This is a genomic window from Belnapia mucosa, from assembly GCF_016775475.1.
In the GTDB taxonomy this organism is placed as follows: Bacteria; Pseudomonadota; Alphaproteobacteria; order Acetobacterales; family Acetobacteraceae; genus Belnapia; species Belnapia mucosa.
The window spans coordinates 1-12987 of sequence record NZ_JAEUXJ010000031.1; the positions used below are offsets into that span (position 1 = coordinate 1).

16 protein-coding genes and 1 pseudogene are annotated in these 12987 nt (G+C 68.6%); 10 read left to right on the forward strand and 7 right to left on the reverse strand.

Annotated elements, in window-relative coordinates; genetic code table 11:
• Positions 1 to 78 precede the first annotated feature (78 nt).
• Both JMJ55_RS28450 and JMJ55_RS31810 read right to left on the reverse strand, forming a co-directional pair.
• The gene (locus JMJ55_RS28450) at positions 79 to 390 is read right to left on the reverse strand and encodes a hypothetical protein (protein ID WP_202829013.1); all 312 of its coding nucleotides are present in this window, start codon (positions 388 to 390) and stop codon (positions 79 to 81) included.
• Entirely contained in the window at positions 308 to 757 is a 450-nt protein-coding gene (locus JMJ55_RS31810) for a transposase (RefSeq protein ID WP_407927572.1), read from the reverse strand. Before JMJ55_RS31810 ends, JMJ55_RS28450 begins: the two co-directional genes overlap by 83 nt.
• 129 nt (positions 758 to 886) lie before the next feature.
• On the opposite strand from JMJ55_RS31810, the gene JMJ55_RS28460 reads away from it, so the two are divergent.
• The 4 genes from JMJ55_RS28460 to JMJ55_RS28475 all read left to right on the forward strand — a co-directional run bounded on the left by JMJ55_RS28460 (position 887) and on the right by JMJ55_RS28475 (position 3340).
• The gene (locus JMJ55_RS28460; protein ID WP_202828991.1) at positions 887 to 2326 is read left to right on the forward strand and encodes a YncE family protein; all 1440 of its coding nucleotides are present in this window, start codon (positions 887 to 889) and stop codon (positions 2324 to 2326) included.
• A gap of 28 nt (positions 2327 to 2354) precedes the next feature.
• Positions 2355 to 2693 (forward strand): hypothetical protein, encoded by a 339-nt coding sequence (locus tag JMJ55_RS28465; RefSeq protein ID WP_202828992.1) that lies wholly within the window; start codon positions 2355 to 2357, stop codon positions 2691 to 2693.
• A gap of 222 nt (positions 2694 to 2915) precedes the next feature.
• A complete protein-coding gene (locus JMJ55_RS28470; RefSeq protein ID WP_202828993.1) occupies positions 2916 to 3122 on the forward strand; it encodes a hypothetical protein in 207 nt (68 codons plus the stop codon).
• Entirely contained in the window at positions 3119 to 3340 is a 222-nt protein-coding gene (locus tag JMJ55_RS28475; protein ID WP_202828994.1) for a hypothetical protein, read from the forward strand. Before JMJ55_RS28470 ends, JMJ55_RS28475 begins: the two co-directional genes overlap by 4 nt.
• Before the next feature lie 141 nt (positions 3341 to 3481).
• Here the strand turns inward: JMJ55_RS28475 and JMJ55_RS32225 are convergent, their stop codons facing one another.
• A complete protein-coding gene (locus JMJ55_RS32225) occupies positions 3482 to 3631 on the reverse strand; it encodes a UTRA domain-containing protein (RefSeq protein ID WP_202829012.1) in 150 nt (49 codons plus the stop codon).
• Between the two features lie 413 nt (positions 3632 to 4044).
• On the opposite strand from JMJ55_RS32225, the gene JMJ55_RS28485 reads away from it, so the two are divergent.
• Positions 4045 to 5061 carry a methyltransferase gene (locus JMJ55_RS28485; protein ID WP_202828995.1) on the forward strand — a complete coding sequence of 339 codons (1017 nt, stop codon included), beginning with the start codon at positions 4045 to 4047 and terminating at the stop codon, positions 5059 to 5061.
• 89 nt (positions 5062 to 5150) lie between these two features.
• Here the strand turns inward: JMJ55_RS28485 and JMJ55_RS28490 are convergent.
• The 3 genes and pseudogenes from JMJ55_RS28490 to JMJ55_RS28500 all read right to left on the reverse strand — a co-directional run bounded on the left by JMJ55_RS28490 (position 5151) and on the right by JMJ55_RS28500 (position 8534).
• Positions 5151 to 6164: pseudogene (locus JMJ55_RS28490) on the reverse strand (IS630 family transposase).
• Positions 6165 to 6290: 126 nt separating this feature from the next.
• Positions 6291 to 7112, reverse strand: a complete 822-nt coding sequence (locus JMJ55_RS28495) for a methyltransferase domain-containing protein (protein ID WP_202828996.1) — start codon at positions 7110 to 7112, stop codon at positions 6291 to 6293.
• A gap of 477 nt (positions 7113 to 7589) precedes the next feature.
• Entirely contained in the window at positions 7590 to 8534 is a 945-nt protein-coding gene (locus JMJ55_RS28500) for a LysR substrate-binding domain-containing protein (RefSeq protein ID WP_202828997.1), read from the reverse strand.
• 105 nt (positions 8535 to 8639) lie between these two features.
• Here JMJ55_RS28500 and JMJ55_RS28505 point away from each other — a divergent pair, with 105 nt between their 5' ends.
• The 3 genes from JMJ55_RS28505 to JMJ55_RS28515 all read left to right on the forward strand — a co-directional run bounded on the left by JMJ55_RS28505 (position 8640) and on the right by JMJ55_RS28515 (position 11625).
• Complete coding sequence (locus JMJ55_RS28505; protein WP_202828998.1) at positions 8640 to 9617, forward strand: Bug family tripartite tricarboxylate transporter substrate binding protein; 978 nt, start codon at positions 8640 to 8642, stop codon at positions 9615 to 9617.
• 370 nt (positions 9618 to 9987) lie between these two features.
• Complete coding sequence (locus JMJ55_RS28510; protein ID WP_202828999.1) at positions 9988 to 10842, forward strand: GNAT family N-acetyltransferase; 855 nt, start codon at positions 9988 to 9990, stop codon at positions 10840 to 10842.
• Positions 10843 to 11214: 372 nt separating this feature from the next.
• Positions 11215 to 11625 (forward strand): nuclear transport factor 2 family protein, encoded by a 411-nt coding sequence (locus tag JMJ55_RS28515; protein WP_202829000.1) that lies wholly within the window; start codon positions 11215 to 11217, stop codon positions 11623 to 11625.
• Between the two features lie 107 nt (positions 11626 to 11732).
• Here the strand turns inward: JMJ55_RS28515 and JMJ55_RS28520 are convergent, their stop codons facing one another.
• Positions 11733 to 12254 carry a cupin domain-containing protein gene (locus JMJ55_RS28520; protein ID WP_236034172.1) on the reverse strand — a complete coding sequence of 174 codons (522 nt, stop codon included), beginning with the start codon at positions 12252 to 12254 and terminating at the stop codon, positions 11733 to 11735.
• On the opposite strand from JMJ55_RS28520, the gene tnpA reads away from it, so the two are divergent.
• On the forward strand, positions 12229 to 12627 hold the full coding sequence (tnpA, locus tag JMJ55_RS28525) for an IS66-like element accessory protein TnpA (protein ID WP_043367441.1): 399 nt from the start codon (positions 12229 to 12231) through the stop codon (positions 12625 to 12627). The genes JMJ55_RS28520 and tnpA overlap by 26 nt on opposite strands.
• Complete coding sequence (tnpB, locus tag JMJ55_RS28530; protein ID WP_043367443.1) at positions 12624 to 12974, forward strand: IS66 family insertion sequence element accessory protein TnpB; 351 nt, start codon at positions 12624 to 12626, stop codon at positions 12972 to 12974. The genes tnpA and tnpB overlap by 4 nt, the downstream gene beginning before the upstream one ends.
• Positions 12975 to 12987: the final 13 nt, after the last annotated feature.

The window sequence follows — 12987 nt, forward strand, 5'->3', positions numbered from 1 at the left end:
CCCATGCTGAACTTGGCCCATAGCGCGTCCTTCCACGCCTGCTGGAAGACTGCACCATCAAACCCTGGGATCAAACATCTAGCGCGCGAAGCGGCCGACGGTCGGCGAGGGCGTCGCGCCACTCTGAACGCTGGCGGCGCCGGCCATGCGCACCGGCGCCATGGCATCGGCAACGCCGAGGTGTTCGGCGCAGGATCTCATGGCTGAGACGCCGCCGCTGCCCCGTGCCGTTCCACTCAATTTGGCAGAGTAGTACCAAAGCCCGGCGATACCGGAAGTGCAGCGCGGCGCCGCTTTGAAGCGGGCATCACGCCCCAGCAGTGTGCCAAGAGACTGCGCTGGAAGGGTTGCCAAGCCATTGTGTTGCATCAGTCGGCGGTACAGATGCATTGATCCCTGCCGGGCGTGGGGTCATGCGATCCGGATGTAATTCGGCCGTCCGAGATCCAGCATCCGGTTCAGGACGTTGGTGGCGGAGGCCGAGCAACTGCAGAATGGAGCCGATCAGACCCTCGGTCTGGCGCAGCACAAGGCGGAATACGGCACGCAGCGTCAGGGCAGTTGCGATCGCAAGGTCCGAGTACTTCGCCTGGCCACCTCGACCCACGCGCACCTCGGCTTGCCACCCCCTGATCGCCCCGGCCGTGAACCCGGCGCGGCTGTGACTCGAGGCGGTCCCATTTGCGGTCGGAGAGTTCGTGACGCTGCATCGCGTTGTTCCTCTGATCGGTATGGATGCGGTCCCGGGGGCGAACACGCCGGCCCCGGGAATCGGCAGCCCGCGGTCGGCCCGCCCCCTCAGTTAGGGTGCCCTGTACCCCGGACGCGGTGTAGGCTTACTGCGGCCGGGCCGCTCGCGCGGTCCCCATGTGGAGGAGAACGTCCCATGCCCGCTCGCCTCCGGTGCGCTGCCGCCGCGCTCCTCCTCGTGCTCCCCGCCGCGACCGCCGCGGCGCAGCCCGCCGCCCGGACGGTGGCTGCCGTCTCCGGCCGCGACGCGCTGGCCGTCCACGACCTCGCCACTGGCCAGGAACTCGCCCGCTTCCCCATCGCTGGCGCCTCCAGCGACGTCCAGGTCACGCGCGAGGGGATCGCCGCCCTGGCCAGCACCGCCGCGGGCCAGATCCTGCTGGTGGACCTCGCCGCGGACCCGCCGCGCGAGGTCGCGCGCCTCCCCGCCTCCTCCCTCGGCGCCACCCGCCCGGTGCACGCCTACCTCCCGCCGGAGGCCGGCGGCCGCCGCCTCCTGGTCGTGCTCAACGACGGTGAGGAGGCCCGCACCCCGCCCGGCGAGGACCCCGCCGACAGCTCGATGCTGCTGATCGACGCTACCCCGGGTTCGGCGGCCTACCTTCGCCCACTCGGCGAGCTGCGGCTCGGGCGCGGGCACCACAAGGCCGGCTTCTCGATCCGCCGCGCCCGCGCGGTGGTGTCCAACATCGGCGACTGCGCCCGCGTCCTGACCGTGGTGGACTATGCGGACCCCGCCGAGCCGCGCGCGGTGCGCCACTTCTCCGCCGCCGAGTTCGGCTTCGACGGCTCCGCCCCGGACCGGATCTGCGACCCGACCGGGCGCGCCGGCGTCGCCCTCGCCCCGCACGGCGTCGGCACCTCGGCCGCGACCGGCGCGGTCTTCCACTTCCTCACCGGCACCGGCCAGGTTGCCGCCGTTGACGCCGGCGCGGACGAGCCGACGCTGCGTTGGGTGCGGACCTCCGGGACTGGTGGCAACGCGGCCAAGGACCTGCCAGGCGGCGCCTTCATGGTCGTGCCCCAGCGCTCGCCGCGCGAGTGGGGCCTGCGCGGTGGCGGCGGGCTCTGCCAGGTCGGCCAGCTTGCCGTGGTCGAGGCCTCGGGTCCGGCGCTGGCGGCGGAGGTGCCGATCCTCTACGACGGCCCGGGCTGCACGCGGTCGCTCGCCGACGGACCGGAGCGGTTCGCCTCGCCCACCTACCCCGTCGCCGCGCCGGACGGGCGGACGCTGTTCCTCCAGCTCGGCACATTGCCCGCCCCGCGCGGGACGGCGGTCGAAAGCCGCTGGCTGGCGGTGTTCGACGTCTCCGACCCGCGCCGGCCGGCGCAGCTGCCCTCGATCGCGGTGGGCGCCGGCAACGCCGGGCGCGACCAGGCCATGACGGGCGACGGCCGCCTCCTGCTGGTGCCCAACGCGCTGGACGACACGGTCAGCGTGGTGGACGTCGCCGGACGGCGCGTCGCGGCGACCTTCCAGACCGTGCCCGGCCCCTACCGGCTCGGCACCTTCGGGCCGGAGGGCCCGTCCAAGCCGGTCGGCCCGGCCGCGCCCGCGCCGGGCGGCGCCCGTTGACGTCCCAACACACGAGAGGAGGCCCCCCATGCGCCGCAGCCTGATCCTAGCCGCCGTTAGCGCTGCACTCGCCGCCGCCGGGCCTGCCGGGGCGTGCGACCCGGAGGCGGTGAACGAGCAGCTCACCGCGGTTTGCGACGCGGCGCTCCAGCCCGCGGAGGCGGCGCTGGAAGCAGCGCTGCCGCACGCGACGGTGGCCGAGCGCGCGCTGGTCGCGCACCACCTGGCGGCGGCGCGGGAGGCGTGCGCCACGGGCGACCCGCAGGCGGGTGCCCGCACGGCCACCCAGCTCGCTCGCCTGGCTGGGCGCATCGAAGGCCGGGCGGGGCTCGATGGGCCCGTCCTGGCCGCCGCGCCGGCGCGCTAGGCCTGCGGAAGCCGGAGGCGGCACCATCCGTTTGGCCGCCGCCACCCAGAGCGGCGACGGACGCCGCCCGCGAGCGGGACCGCGCGGAGGGCGCCTTGATCCGGGCCGCCGCGTCTGAGGCCGAGGTCAAGGCGCTGCGGGAGGGCTCGCCGAGGCCTGGCGGCCATTCTGGCGGCAGTGGTTGGGATAGCCGATGTGGCTGGCGGCGCCGGAGGGCAAGGCATGAGCGATAACCAAGCGGGAAAGCGTAGCGATCAGGTCGCCGCCGAACTTGAGGCCGCGCGCTCTGAGCATCGGGCATGGGTCGAGCGGTTTGGCGACTACGACGGGAATAACCCGAACAAATTCCGGACGCAGATCCGCAACGCGGCGCAGGAGGTCAGGCGGCTTGAGGGCCTGCTGCATTATCTGCAGGAGCGCGGCGAGTGAGTGACAGCCAGCCCCCCGGCCTGTTCCTCGCACCTCTTCCTGCACCTGCCCGGCCCGAGCCGGAGCAGACCGCAGCTGCGGGCCCGCTGGGTGGCCCGTCCTATGCCCGCCGCGGCGCCGTCATCGACTGCCAGAAGGGCGGCCATGTCTGCACGCTGCGGATGGAGGGCTACCCTCTCGACGGCCACGGCTTCGGCTCTGTCGTAGAGATTGGCTGAAGCGCGCCAGCCACTGCGCTGAGCTGACGCTATGTCGAAGGTGCTGAACAGGGCGCTTCACATGCGACAAGTCTCCCTTCGCCTGCGCCGCTGGAAGGCATGCGAACATTCTGCCTGCTTGCTGATCTGAAATGAAGGAGCTCAGGATATTGCCATTAAGGCCACCCGGCCTGAGGCATAGCAGCCGGAGCTGACCTCAACCGGCTTGTCGTCCTGGTCGAAGTTCACCGCCTCGGTCACGAGGACCGGCTTATGCGGCGACTGCTGCAGGAGTTGCGCTACGCGGCTCAGGAAGTGCTATGAGATCTTCCTGACCGATCCGCCGCCGCGTCATGTCGACCTCCATCGTCTGCACAGGCAGCGAATCAGTCCACGCCGCGTCGCGTCCAAACACATCCGCGCACAGGTCTCATAAGCCTTTGTTGGAAGCGACCCGCTTCCGTTCGGCGCGGCCACAAGCGCTTGCGGTAATCCAGCGTCCGGTCAGACCCACTGGCAGCGGCCCATCCGCGGCCGGCTCGCGGTCAACGTCAGACGAAAAGACTCACGGGCTGCAGCACTCCGCAGCCGCCTGCCGGATCGATATTTTGCCGGGGACGTGATCGCGTTTGTTCGCAGGGGTGCGGCTAGAGTCCGCCCGGCCATGGCCCCAAGACGGGCGCTCCGGGCGCATCCGGCGGCGCCGTGGCTGGGGAGGCACGTCCATGGCCGAGGAAAGCGCGCTACCGCCCACGCCGCAGCTGTTCGTCGACGCCGTCCTGGCCTACCAGAAGACCGCAGCGATCAGAGCCGCCGTCGAGATCGGGCTATTCGCGGCGATTGGTCCCACGGGGGCAGATGCCGAAGCCATCGCCGCACAGGTCGGCGCATCGACGCGCGGGGTGCGCATCCTCTGCGACTACCTAACCGTGCTTGGCTTCCTCGAGAAATCCGGTACAGTTTGGTATCAAGCGCCGGTCACCAGGACATTCATCGACCCCGGCTCCCCGACCTCAATGGCAAGCATCATCCGCTTCCTGGCCGGACCGGAGCTCCTCCGATTGTTCCTTGAGGACCCGGCCGGCTACATCCGGCGGGGAGGGTCCGAAGGGTTGGCCAACACCACGCCCGACGACCCAATCTGGGTGACCTTCGCCGAGAGCATGACCCCATTCACCATCGCCGCCGCAAAGGCCACGGCCGCACATGTCGCCGCCTGGCCTGCGCCACCGCGGCTGGTGCTCGACGTAGCCGCGGGCGGGGGGATGTTTGGGATCAGCGTGGCGCAGGCTTGCGCAGGGGCGAGCGTCGTCGCGGTGGACTGGAGTGACGTGGTTGCCGTGGCAGACCGCAACGCCGACCAAGCCGGCGTCGGCGAGCGCTACCGGACGCTGGCGGGCGACGCGTTCAGCGTGAACTGGGGCAGCGGCTATGATTTGGTCCTGCTGCCTAACATTCTACACCACTTCGACCATGCCTCTTGTGTGGCGATGCTGCGTCGCGTGCGCGACAGCCTAGCCCCGGGCGGACGGGCGGCCATCATCGAGTTCGTTCCGGACAGCGACCGGGTCGCGCCCCCGATCCCCGCCAGCTTCGCCTTCATGATGGTGGCCACTACGCAGCACGGCGACGCATTCACCGAGGTGGAATACGTCGCCATGGCGCGGGAGGCGGGTTTGCGCGCTGAAACCGCCGTGTCTTTGGCGCCGTCTCCGGAGCGACTGATCGAACTATACGCCTGACCCGGATCTACTCGGCATCTTCCGCTTATACCAAATCCCTCTGATTAGAACCGATGTGCCCAGTCGCGCAGCCTGATGGACATGATGATTCAGGGCTGCTCGGCCAGCTTGTTCCATGCTCGGCAACAGTGGTCGAGGATGTCGTCGTAGGACCGGGAGACCCGGTTCGAGAGCCAGTTGTCCCGCATGAACTGCCAAGTGTTCTCGACCGGGTTCAGTTCTGGGCATTTGGGCGGCAGCGGGATGAGGGTGATGTTGGGCGGCACCGCGAGCCTGTCCGACAAGTGCCACCCGGCTTGGTCGAGCAGCAGCACGGCATGCGCGTTCGGCGCCACAGCGGCAGCAATCTCGGCGAGGTGCAGGCTCATGGCTGCGATGTTGCAGCGGTGCAGGACGAGGCCTGCCGCCTTGCCCTCCTTGGGGCAGATGGCGCCGAAGATGTAGGTCGAGGCTGTGCGCTGGTCGGCCAGCGCTACAGGCCGGGTGCCGCGCCGGGCCCAGCGCCGGGTAATCTTGTTCTTCTGTCCCACTCTGGCCTCGTCGGCGAACCAGACCTCTATGGCCTTAGCTGGGGTGCCCCTCTGGCGCGCAACTTCCTCCAGGCGGGCGGGGAAGGTTTTTTAAGATTCTCGATGGCGTCTTCCTCCTGCGCGTAATGGCGCGGCCGCGCTGAGAGCTTGCGGTAGCCGAGCGCCCGCACCTCGCGGCTCATCGTCTGCTTGGCGGCCGTGACCCGGTGCTCCTCCCACAGCCACTGGCAGAGATCGACCAGCCGCCACCGCACCACGCCGTGGACCCGCGGGTATCGGACCGCTCTCCAGCACCTCCGCCAGGGCCGCACGATGGGTACTGGTCAGCCGTGACGCCTGGCCCGGCGCCTTACGGTCAACCAGTCCAGCCGGGCCCTCGGCGTTGAACCGAACAACCCAGTCCCGGACGATCTGCACCGTCACCCCGCCGATCCGGGCGGCCTCCGTGCGCGACACTCCGTCGTAAACGGCTGCCAAGGCCAACAGGCGACGGGTCTGGGCTGCATCCTTGGTCCGACGAGCCGCAGCACGAAGCCCGGCCGCGTCAAAGTCGACTCGGAGTGGGATGGGCATGGCGAAGCTCCCCTGTTCGCCACGTTGAATCAGAGCGCCGCCAGCCTGGGAATCCCCAGCGAGTCACGCTCTCAGAGACTTGGTATAAGGCGTTATCGGCAAGTACCGTGAAGGGGACTTCAGAGCTCAGCGCGGCTTTGTCCCCCACGCTTGGACGAAGAGCTGGTCAATCAGCAGCGTGTCGGGATTGGCGAGGTGCTCGGCCAGGGCGGCCCTGTGGGCGTCGAACTCGGCCTCGCTCAGGCGCCCGGTGGCGAGGATCCTGGCTTTCGCCACATCAAGGATCCCGAGGCGGTGGGTCCGGCGGCGGTCGCCGACCTCCACGGCCCGGACGTGCACCTTGGTGTGGACGTCGATCACACCGGCCGATCGGAGCAGCCAGGGCAGCGTTCGCCCGCTCGTCCCTGCCCCGATCGTGGTCCGGACGGCCTCCCTGTAAGCATCGTTGAGGATCTGCCACGCCGGATGCTCCGGGTAGCAGACGTGGGAGGCGCGGTCCCAGCTCTCGAGAGCAAGGGTCCCACCAGGGCGCGCGAGCCGCAGCATCGCCGCGACGATCGAGCCTCGGTCGTCCTCCGGGACATTGATGAGGACGAGCCGCTCATGCACCAGGTCGAAAGAGCCCTCGTCCAGCTCGGCGGCGAGCATGTCTCCTTCAACAATTAAGACGTTCTGCAAGCTGCGCCGCTCGATCTCGGTGCGCGCCATTGCCGCGAAGCGGGGCTCCCGCTCCACGCCGACCACCGCGCCCTCAGGCCCTACGTGCTCTGACAGTAGGTCGAGGATTCCGATAGGCCCACAGCCAACGTCAGCGGCACGCCAGCCACGCCCGACGCCGATCCGGTCGAGGAGCCACGACGTTTCGGGCTTCAGGTCGGCGGCTTGGCCGAGCAGTCGCTCGAGTTCGTTCTGCTCGCCGCCGAAGACATAGTCCGCGGACCTAGTCATGGCGGTCTCCCCCGATGAGCGATACCGACACGCTAACAGTGTCTGGCCCGGAGCGGCAATTCCGTCCCATTCGTGGCCAAGGTCTGGGATGAACACTTCCCGGGTCGATGCCCAGCGCCTCGCACAGCAGCAGGCTGGCGATCCTCTCCGGATGTCGGCTGACGAAACTGCTGAGGTCGGCCGGAGTCTGCGCCCCCACATGCGCGGTCCTGAGGCCCAGGTGGTCCCAAAGGGAAACGAGGCGTTCGGCGAGGGTCGGTTCCCCGGTCATCGTGTCCTCCCTGGAGCCTGGCAGGGCCACGTTAGCACTCGCCATCTCGCCCGCATCAAGGCCGCTGCAGCCTCAACAGGGACGTGAATCGTCCGTCATCGCCTTGGCACATGACATCATCGAAGCCACAAGTGACGTCTTGCAACCAGACAGTTAGCCCACGGCAGCCGACCCGGAGCAGACATCAAGCCGGTGGAGGGGCGACACTATCGCCCCGGTGCTATCGGCGGTGGTTCGTCAGCGAGGACGCTCGCCTCACGGCGCACCAAGCCGACGAAGTTGTGCAACACCGCCGAGCCTGCCCCGCGCTGGATGGCGAGGTGGAGCGGCACCAGCGGACATTCCTCGGGCGTGAGGTTGCAATAGGCGACGCCATCCAGATGGACCCGCTGCATCGAGGCGGGGACGAGCGCGACGCCGAGCCCGACCGCGACCAACCCCAGCGTGGAGGTGATGCGGGGAGCTTCCTGCCCGAGCCGCGGCGTGAATCCGGCGCGATGGCAGGCCGCCATGGTCGTCTCGAACATGCCCGGCCCGTCCACCCGGGCGAAGGCGATGAAGGCTTCCCCGGCGAAGTCGTGCAGCGGCCGCCGCAGCGGCGCTGGCCCTGCGGCGAGCGGGTGCGCGGCTGGCATGGCGATAACCATCGGCTCCTCGATCAGGCGGTGGATCGTCAGCTCGCGCGCATCGGGCAGCTCCGCCCGCACAAAGGCGACGTCCAGCCTCGCTTCCGCTAGGCCCTGTACCGCCTGGCGGCTGAGGCATTCGTCAAGCGTCACCGAGACCTCCGGCCAGGCTTCACGGAAGGCCCGGATGACGGCGGGCACGAAGGGATGGAAGGGCGCCGTCGGGGCGACGCCGATGCGCAGCCTGCCCTGCTCGCCGCGGGCCGTGCTCTGGGTGGCGCGCTCGGCCTGTTCCAGCCGCGCGAGGATGCTCCGAGCCTCATTGAACAGCACTTGGCCGCTTTCCGTCAGCTCCACCCCGCGCGGCCGGCGGCGGAACAGCTGCAGCCCGAGCTGCGCCTCCATCGCCTTGATCTGCTGGCTGAGCGGCGGCTGCTGCATCCCAAGCCGCTCGGCCGCGCGGGTGACATGCCCTTCCTCGGCGACGGCGACGAAGTAGCGGAGCTGCCGTAGGTCGAGTGCCATACGCACAGCATATCGATTTCGCCTTGGCTGCCCAATGGTTCTGCGCGGTCCCCCTCGCCTATCCCTGGCCTGTCTGGCCGCGGTGCCGGCCGAGGGAGGTCCAGGATGAACACGGGACGACGTCGGGTGTTACGATCGCTGGTGGGGACGGGCCTCGCCCTCCAGCTTCCCTCGGTGCTGCGGGCGCAGACCATGCCGGCGGAGGAGGTGCGGATCATCGTTGGCTTCCCGCCCGGCGGGCCGCTCGACCTGGCCGCGCGAACGATCGCCCCTGCCATAGAGGCCGCGCTTGCCATGCCGGTACGGGTCGAGAATCGGGTCGGCGCGAGCGGCAACGACGCAACGCGACAGGTGGTGCGCGCGGCGCCTGATGGCGGCACGCTGCTGCTCTGTGGGCCGGTGAACACCATCAACACGACGCTGTTCCCCAATCTCGACTTCGACTTCGGGCGCGACATCGCTCCGATAGCCGGGATCGCCCGCGTGCCACTGATCGTCGAGGTGCATCCCAATGTTCCGGCGCGCTCCGTCCCGGAGATGATCGCCTATGCGCGGGCGAACCCAGGGCAGGTGAAGGTCGCCTATGCCGGCACCGGCACGCCGCAGCATGTCGCGATCGAGCTGTTCCAGCACATGGCTGGGGTGCGGCTGGCCCTCGTGGCGTATCCTGGCTCGGCGGCGGCGCTGGCGGATCTGCTGCGCGGGGCGGCGGATGTGATGTTCGACCCCGCGCCCTCCTCCATGCCGCATGTCCGCGCTGGCCGACTGGTCGCCCTGGCGACAACGGGACCGGCACGGGCCGAGACCCTGCCCGACCTGCCGACGGTCGCCGAGACGCTGCCCGGCTACGAGGGCGGGTCCTGGTTCGGCATCTGCGCGCCGCGCGGCACGCCCGATCAGGTCGTCGCGCGACTGAACGATGCAGTGAATGCCGGTCTGCGCGACACCAGCCTGCGGCGCGACCTCGACGCGCTAGGCGCGATGGCGATGCCGGGGTCAGTCACCGGTTTCGCCGGCTTCGTTGCCGCGGAGACCACCCGATACGCCGAGATTATCCGGATTGCCGGAATCAAGGCGCGGTGAGGCGGGTGCGCACCGCGCGCCCATGGCTGAGGTGCGGATACGGAGGCGAGACGGCGCGTCATCGGTGCTGCATGGCCTGCTGCTCCTGGTACCTGTCACCAGCTGCTGCGATAAGCGAGGGGGCTGAAGGCGTCGCCGCAAAGCGGCCCCGGGCCGCACTTTGCCAGGGCGCCTCAACCCGAGGACAATCTAACTTGCGATAAGTGTCGCATCCCGGAGGACTGTAAGGCGCGCCGCAATGTCGGTGGTGCCTTGCTCGTGCGCCGTCGACTACAACGGGGAGTGGAGCACTTGCTTTCACTGCAACCGATGTATTTTGTTGCTGCCGAGCCTCGAAACCGCGCAGGCTGGGGTGTGGGAGGCAGCATCGATGCCTGTGCAAATTCGCCAAGCGATTGCCGCAGATGCCGAAGCCTGTGGCCGCGTCATGCATGCGGCCTTCCGCGGCATCGCGGAACGGCACGGCTTCGAACCAGATATCCTGTCCGACGAGGCCGGTGCCGGTCTCGCCGCAACCCTCATCGCCTCGCCCAACACCTTTGTCGTTGTGGCCGAGACGGACGGTCAAATTATCGGATCGAACTTCCTGCATCTCGGCGATCCCATCCGCGCCATCGGCCCGATCACCGTCAATCCGCCGCAACAGCGCGCAGGCGTGGGCCGCCGGCTCATGGAAGCGGCGCTCGAACATGCTGGCTCTGGCACCCCGGTGCGGCTTTGCGGAGATGCCTTCAACACGCAGTCGGTAGGCCTGTACGCCTCGCTGGGTTTCGAGATCAAGGAACCGCTGTTGCTCATGCATGGGCGCTGCCGTGAAGCGACCAGCGATGCCCGGTTGATGACGGAGAACGACATCCCGGCCTGCACGAGGCTCTGCAACGCTGTCTATGGCACGACGCGCTCGGTCGAACTCGGCGAGGCCTTGCAGGCATTTCGTCCCGTCTTGGTCGAACGCCAAGGGGTGGTGAGCGGCTACATGTCAGCGCCCAATCTTTGGCTTATGAACCATGGCGTCGGCCAATCGGAACGCGATTTTCAGGCACTTATTGCCGGAGCCTCAGGCGTGAGCCAGGAGCCGGTCTCCTTCCTGCTGCCGGTCCGACAGGCAAGCCTGTTCCGTTGGTGCCTGTCCCAGGGACTACGGGTAGCAAAGCCCATGGCCCTGATGGCGCTCGGCGACTACTCCGAACCAAAGGGCGCGTGGTTCCCGTCAGTGTTCTACTGAGACGGAGCGGCGGTCCTGAGTGTCCATCCGAGATCATTTCGTCGATCTTGAAAACATTCCCCGAGGCGCCGGCTGCGGGTTTTACCTGCGTTGGTTCAAGAAATCCCGCTGAAGAATGGCAACACTCCGACATCAACGCACTGAAATCACTCGACATGTTCCCGGTCAGACGCTGAGGAACATAGCGTAGCTACCTGTCGCGATCGGCAGGACCGACGGGTTGCACTGAGCGGCAGGCGGATGTGACGCGCCATCATAGGTCGGTAAGGGCGCGGCACAGCGTGGACACGGACCACGACGCTTGAGGTGCGCGATCCCAAACGCATAGGCTCATAGGTAGCGCTGGAGCAACGGCGCGCCAGGGAGGATGCCATGTCGACCATGGAGATCGCGGGGGCGTTCTTTGAAGCTTGCGAGGCCGGTAAGGGATGGGACGCATGTCGTGGCCACTGCGCACCGGACGCAACTTTCACGGCGCAGGCGGGCGCCCTGGCCGATGTGAAGACGCTGCAGCAATACACCGAATGGATGAAAGGCATCCTCGCGGTCCTGACCGACGGCACCTACGAGCTGAAGGCCTTTGCCGAGGACCGTGAGCGCGGGCAGGTCTGCGCTTTCGCCACCTTCATCGGCACGCACAAGGCGGGCGGCCCGGTTCCGCCGACCGGCAGGACGACGCGCACGGACTACGTCTACGTCATGCAGTTCCGAGGCGGAAAGATCACGCATATGACCAAAGTCTGGAACGATGGCTACGCGCTCAAGGAACTCGGCTGGGCCTGACAGACGGGCTTGGCCCTCGAGTTTTCTCGTCGCTCACGCTCCAGAAGCGGTCAGTCTGCTTCCAGTCAAACCAGGCCATCGTGCTTGCCCGCACCCATACCTGGAGCTTAGGGCCTTACAAAGGTGACGCCGTAGCGGCCGCACACCGCAGCAACCTGTGCCGGGTCCATCCGCTCGCCCATCCGGGGTCCGAGCTCGGCCAGTTCGGCGAACATGGCGCCGGTCCCCGTGCCCGGCGTGACGAGAACCAGCAGCCTGGCCGCGTCCGTCCCACCGCAGCGGAAGCCATGGACCCGGCCGCGCGGGCCATAGAAGAAGCCGCCGGCCTCGAGGCTGACTCCACCCACGCCGCAGTCATCGCCCTCGATGATGACGCACCCCGCCAGCACATAGAATGCCTCGTCCTCGTTGCGGTGCCGGTGCGGCGGAATGCCCACGCCGGGCGGCACGCTGATCTCGACGCAGACCAGCCGGCCGCCGGTCTCGGCCGCCTCCGCCTTGTAGGTCAGGCTGTAAGCGTCCGGCCTGCACCGCCTTCCCTGGCTTGTAGCGTCCGTTGAGGCTGGCGGCCTTAATGTCGGGCGTAAGGTCGTCTGTAAGGTCATGAGCATCGGGACGGTCGAGATCATCACCGGGCGTGAGCGGCGTCGGCGTTGGAGCGTAGCGGACAAGCTCCGCATCCTGGCCGAATGCGAGGCGCCTGGCGTGCAGGTGGCAGAGGTGGCGGCCCGGCACGGCGTCTACCGCAGTCTGGTGTTTCAGTGGCGACGACAGGCCCGGGATGGCCTGCTGGTGGCTGAACCAACGCCGGAGTTCGTGCCGGTCCGCGTCGCCGATGTCGACCGCCGGGACGAGCCCCTGCCGGAGCCGGAGCCCACGCCGCCACCATCCCGCAAGGCTGCAGCGATCGAGATTGAGCTGCCCGACGGCATCCGGCTGCGGGTGGGCGAGGAGGTCGGCCTTGTCGCCCTGCGGCGGGTGCTGGCGGCGCTGCGCGGGTGATCCCGGGACCACCGCCGGGGGTGCGGGTCTGGCTGGCCGCGGGCTCGACCGACATGCGGCGCGGCTTCGACGGGCTGGCGCGGCAGGTGCAGGAGGCGCTCGGGCAGGATCCGTTCAGCGGGCAGCTGTTCGTGTTCCGCGGCCGCCGCGGCGACCTGGTCAAGGCGCTGTGGTGGGATGGACAGGGCCTGGTGCTCTACGCCAAGCGGCTGGAGCGCGGTCACTATGTCTGGCCGCAGGCTAAGGATGGCGTGGTGTCGCTGACGCCTGCGCAGCTCTCGATGCTGCTGGAGGGCATCGACTGGCGCATGCCCACCCGGACCTGGCGGCCGGAGATGGCGGGGTAGCGTCGGCTCGCAC

Bases quoted from the DNA above. Each gene is read 5' to 3' on its own strand.
- JMJ55_RS28470 (WP_202828993.1), top strand. From the start codon at position 2,916: ATGAGCGATAACCAAGCGGGAAAGCGTAGCGATCAGGTCGCCGCCGAA.
- JMJ55_RS28495 (WP_202828996.1), bottom strand. From the start codon at position 7,112: ATGACTAGGTCCGCGGACTATGTCTTCGGCGGCGAGCAGAACGAACTC.
- JMJ55_RS28515 (WP_202829000.1), top strand. From the start codon at position 11,215: ATGTCGACCATGGAGATCGCGGGGGCGTTCTTTGAAGCTTGCGAGGCC.
- JMJ55_RS28520 (WP_236034172.1), bottom strand. From the start codon at position 12,254: ATGATCTCGACCGTCCCGATGCTCATGACCTTACAGACGACCTTACGC.
- tnpA (WP_043367441.1), top strand. From the start codon at position 12,229: ATGAGCATCGGGACGGTCGAGATCATCACCGGGCGTGAGCGGCGTCGG.
- JMJ55_RS28500 (WP_202828997.1), bottom strand. From the start codon at position 8,534: ATGGCACTCGACCTACGGCAGCTCCGCTACTTCGTCGCCGTCGCCGAG.
- JMJ55_RS28465 (WP_202828992.1), top strand. From the start codon at position 2,355: ATGCGCCGCAGCCTGATCCTAGCCGCCGTTAGCGCTGCACTCGCCGCC.
- JMJ55_RS28485 (WP_202828995.1), top strand. From the start codon at position 4,045: ATGGCCGAGGAAAGCGCGCTACCGCCCACGCCGCAGCTGTTCGTCGAC.
- JMJ55_RS28510 (WP_202828999.1), top strand. From the start codon at position 9,988: ATGCCTGTGCAAATTCGCCAAGCGATTGCCGCAGATGCCGAAGCCTGT.
- JMJ55_RS28505 (WP_202828998.1), top strand. From the start codon at position 8,640: ATGAACACGGGACGACGTCGGGTGTTACGATCGCTGGTGGGGACGGGC.
- JMJ55_RS28460 (WP_202828991.1), top strand. From the start codon at position 887: ATGCCCGCTCGCCTCCGGTGCGCTGCCGCCGCGCTCCTCCTCGTGCTC.
- JMJ55_RS28450 (WP_202829013.1), bottom strand. From the start codon at position 390: ATGCATCTGTACCGCCGACTGATGCAACACAATGGCTTGGCAACCCTT.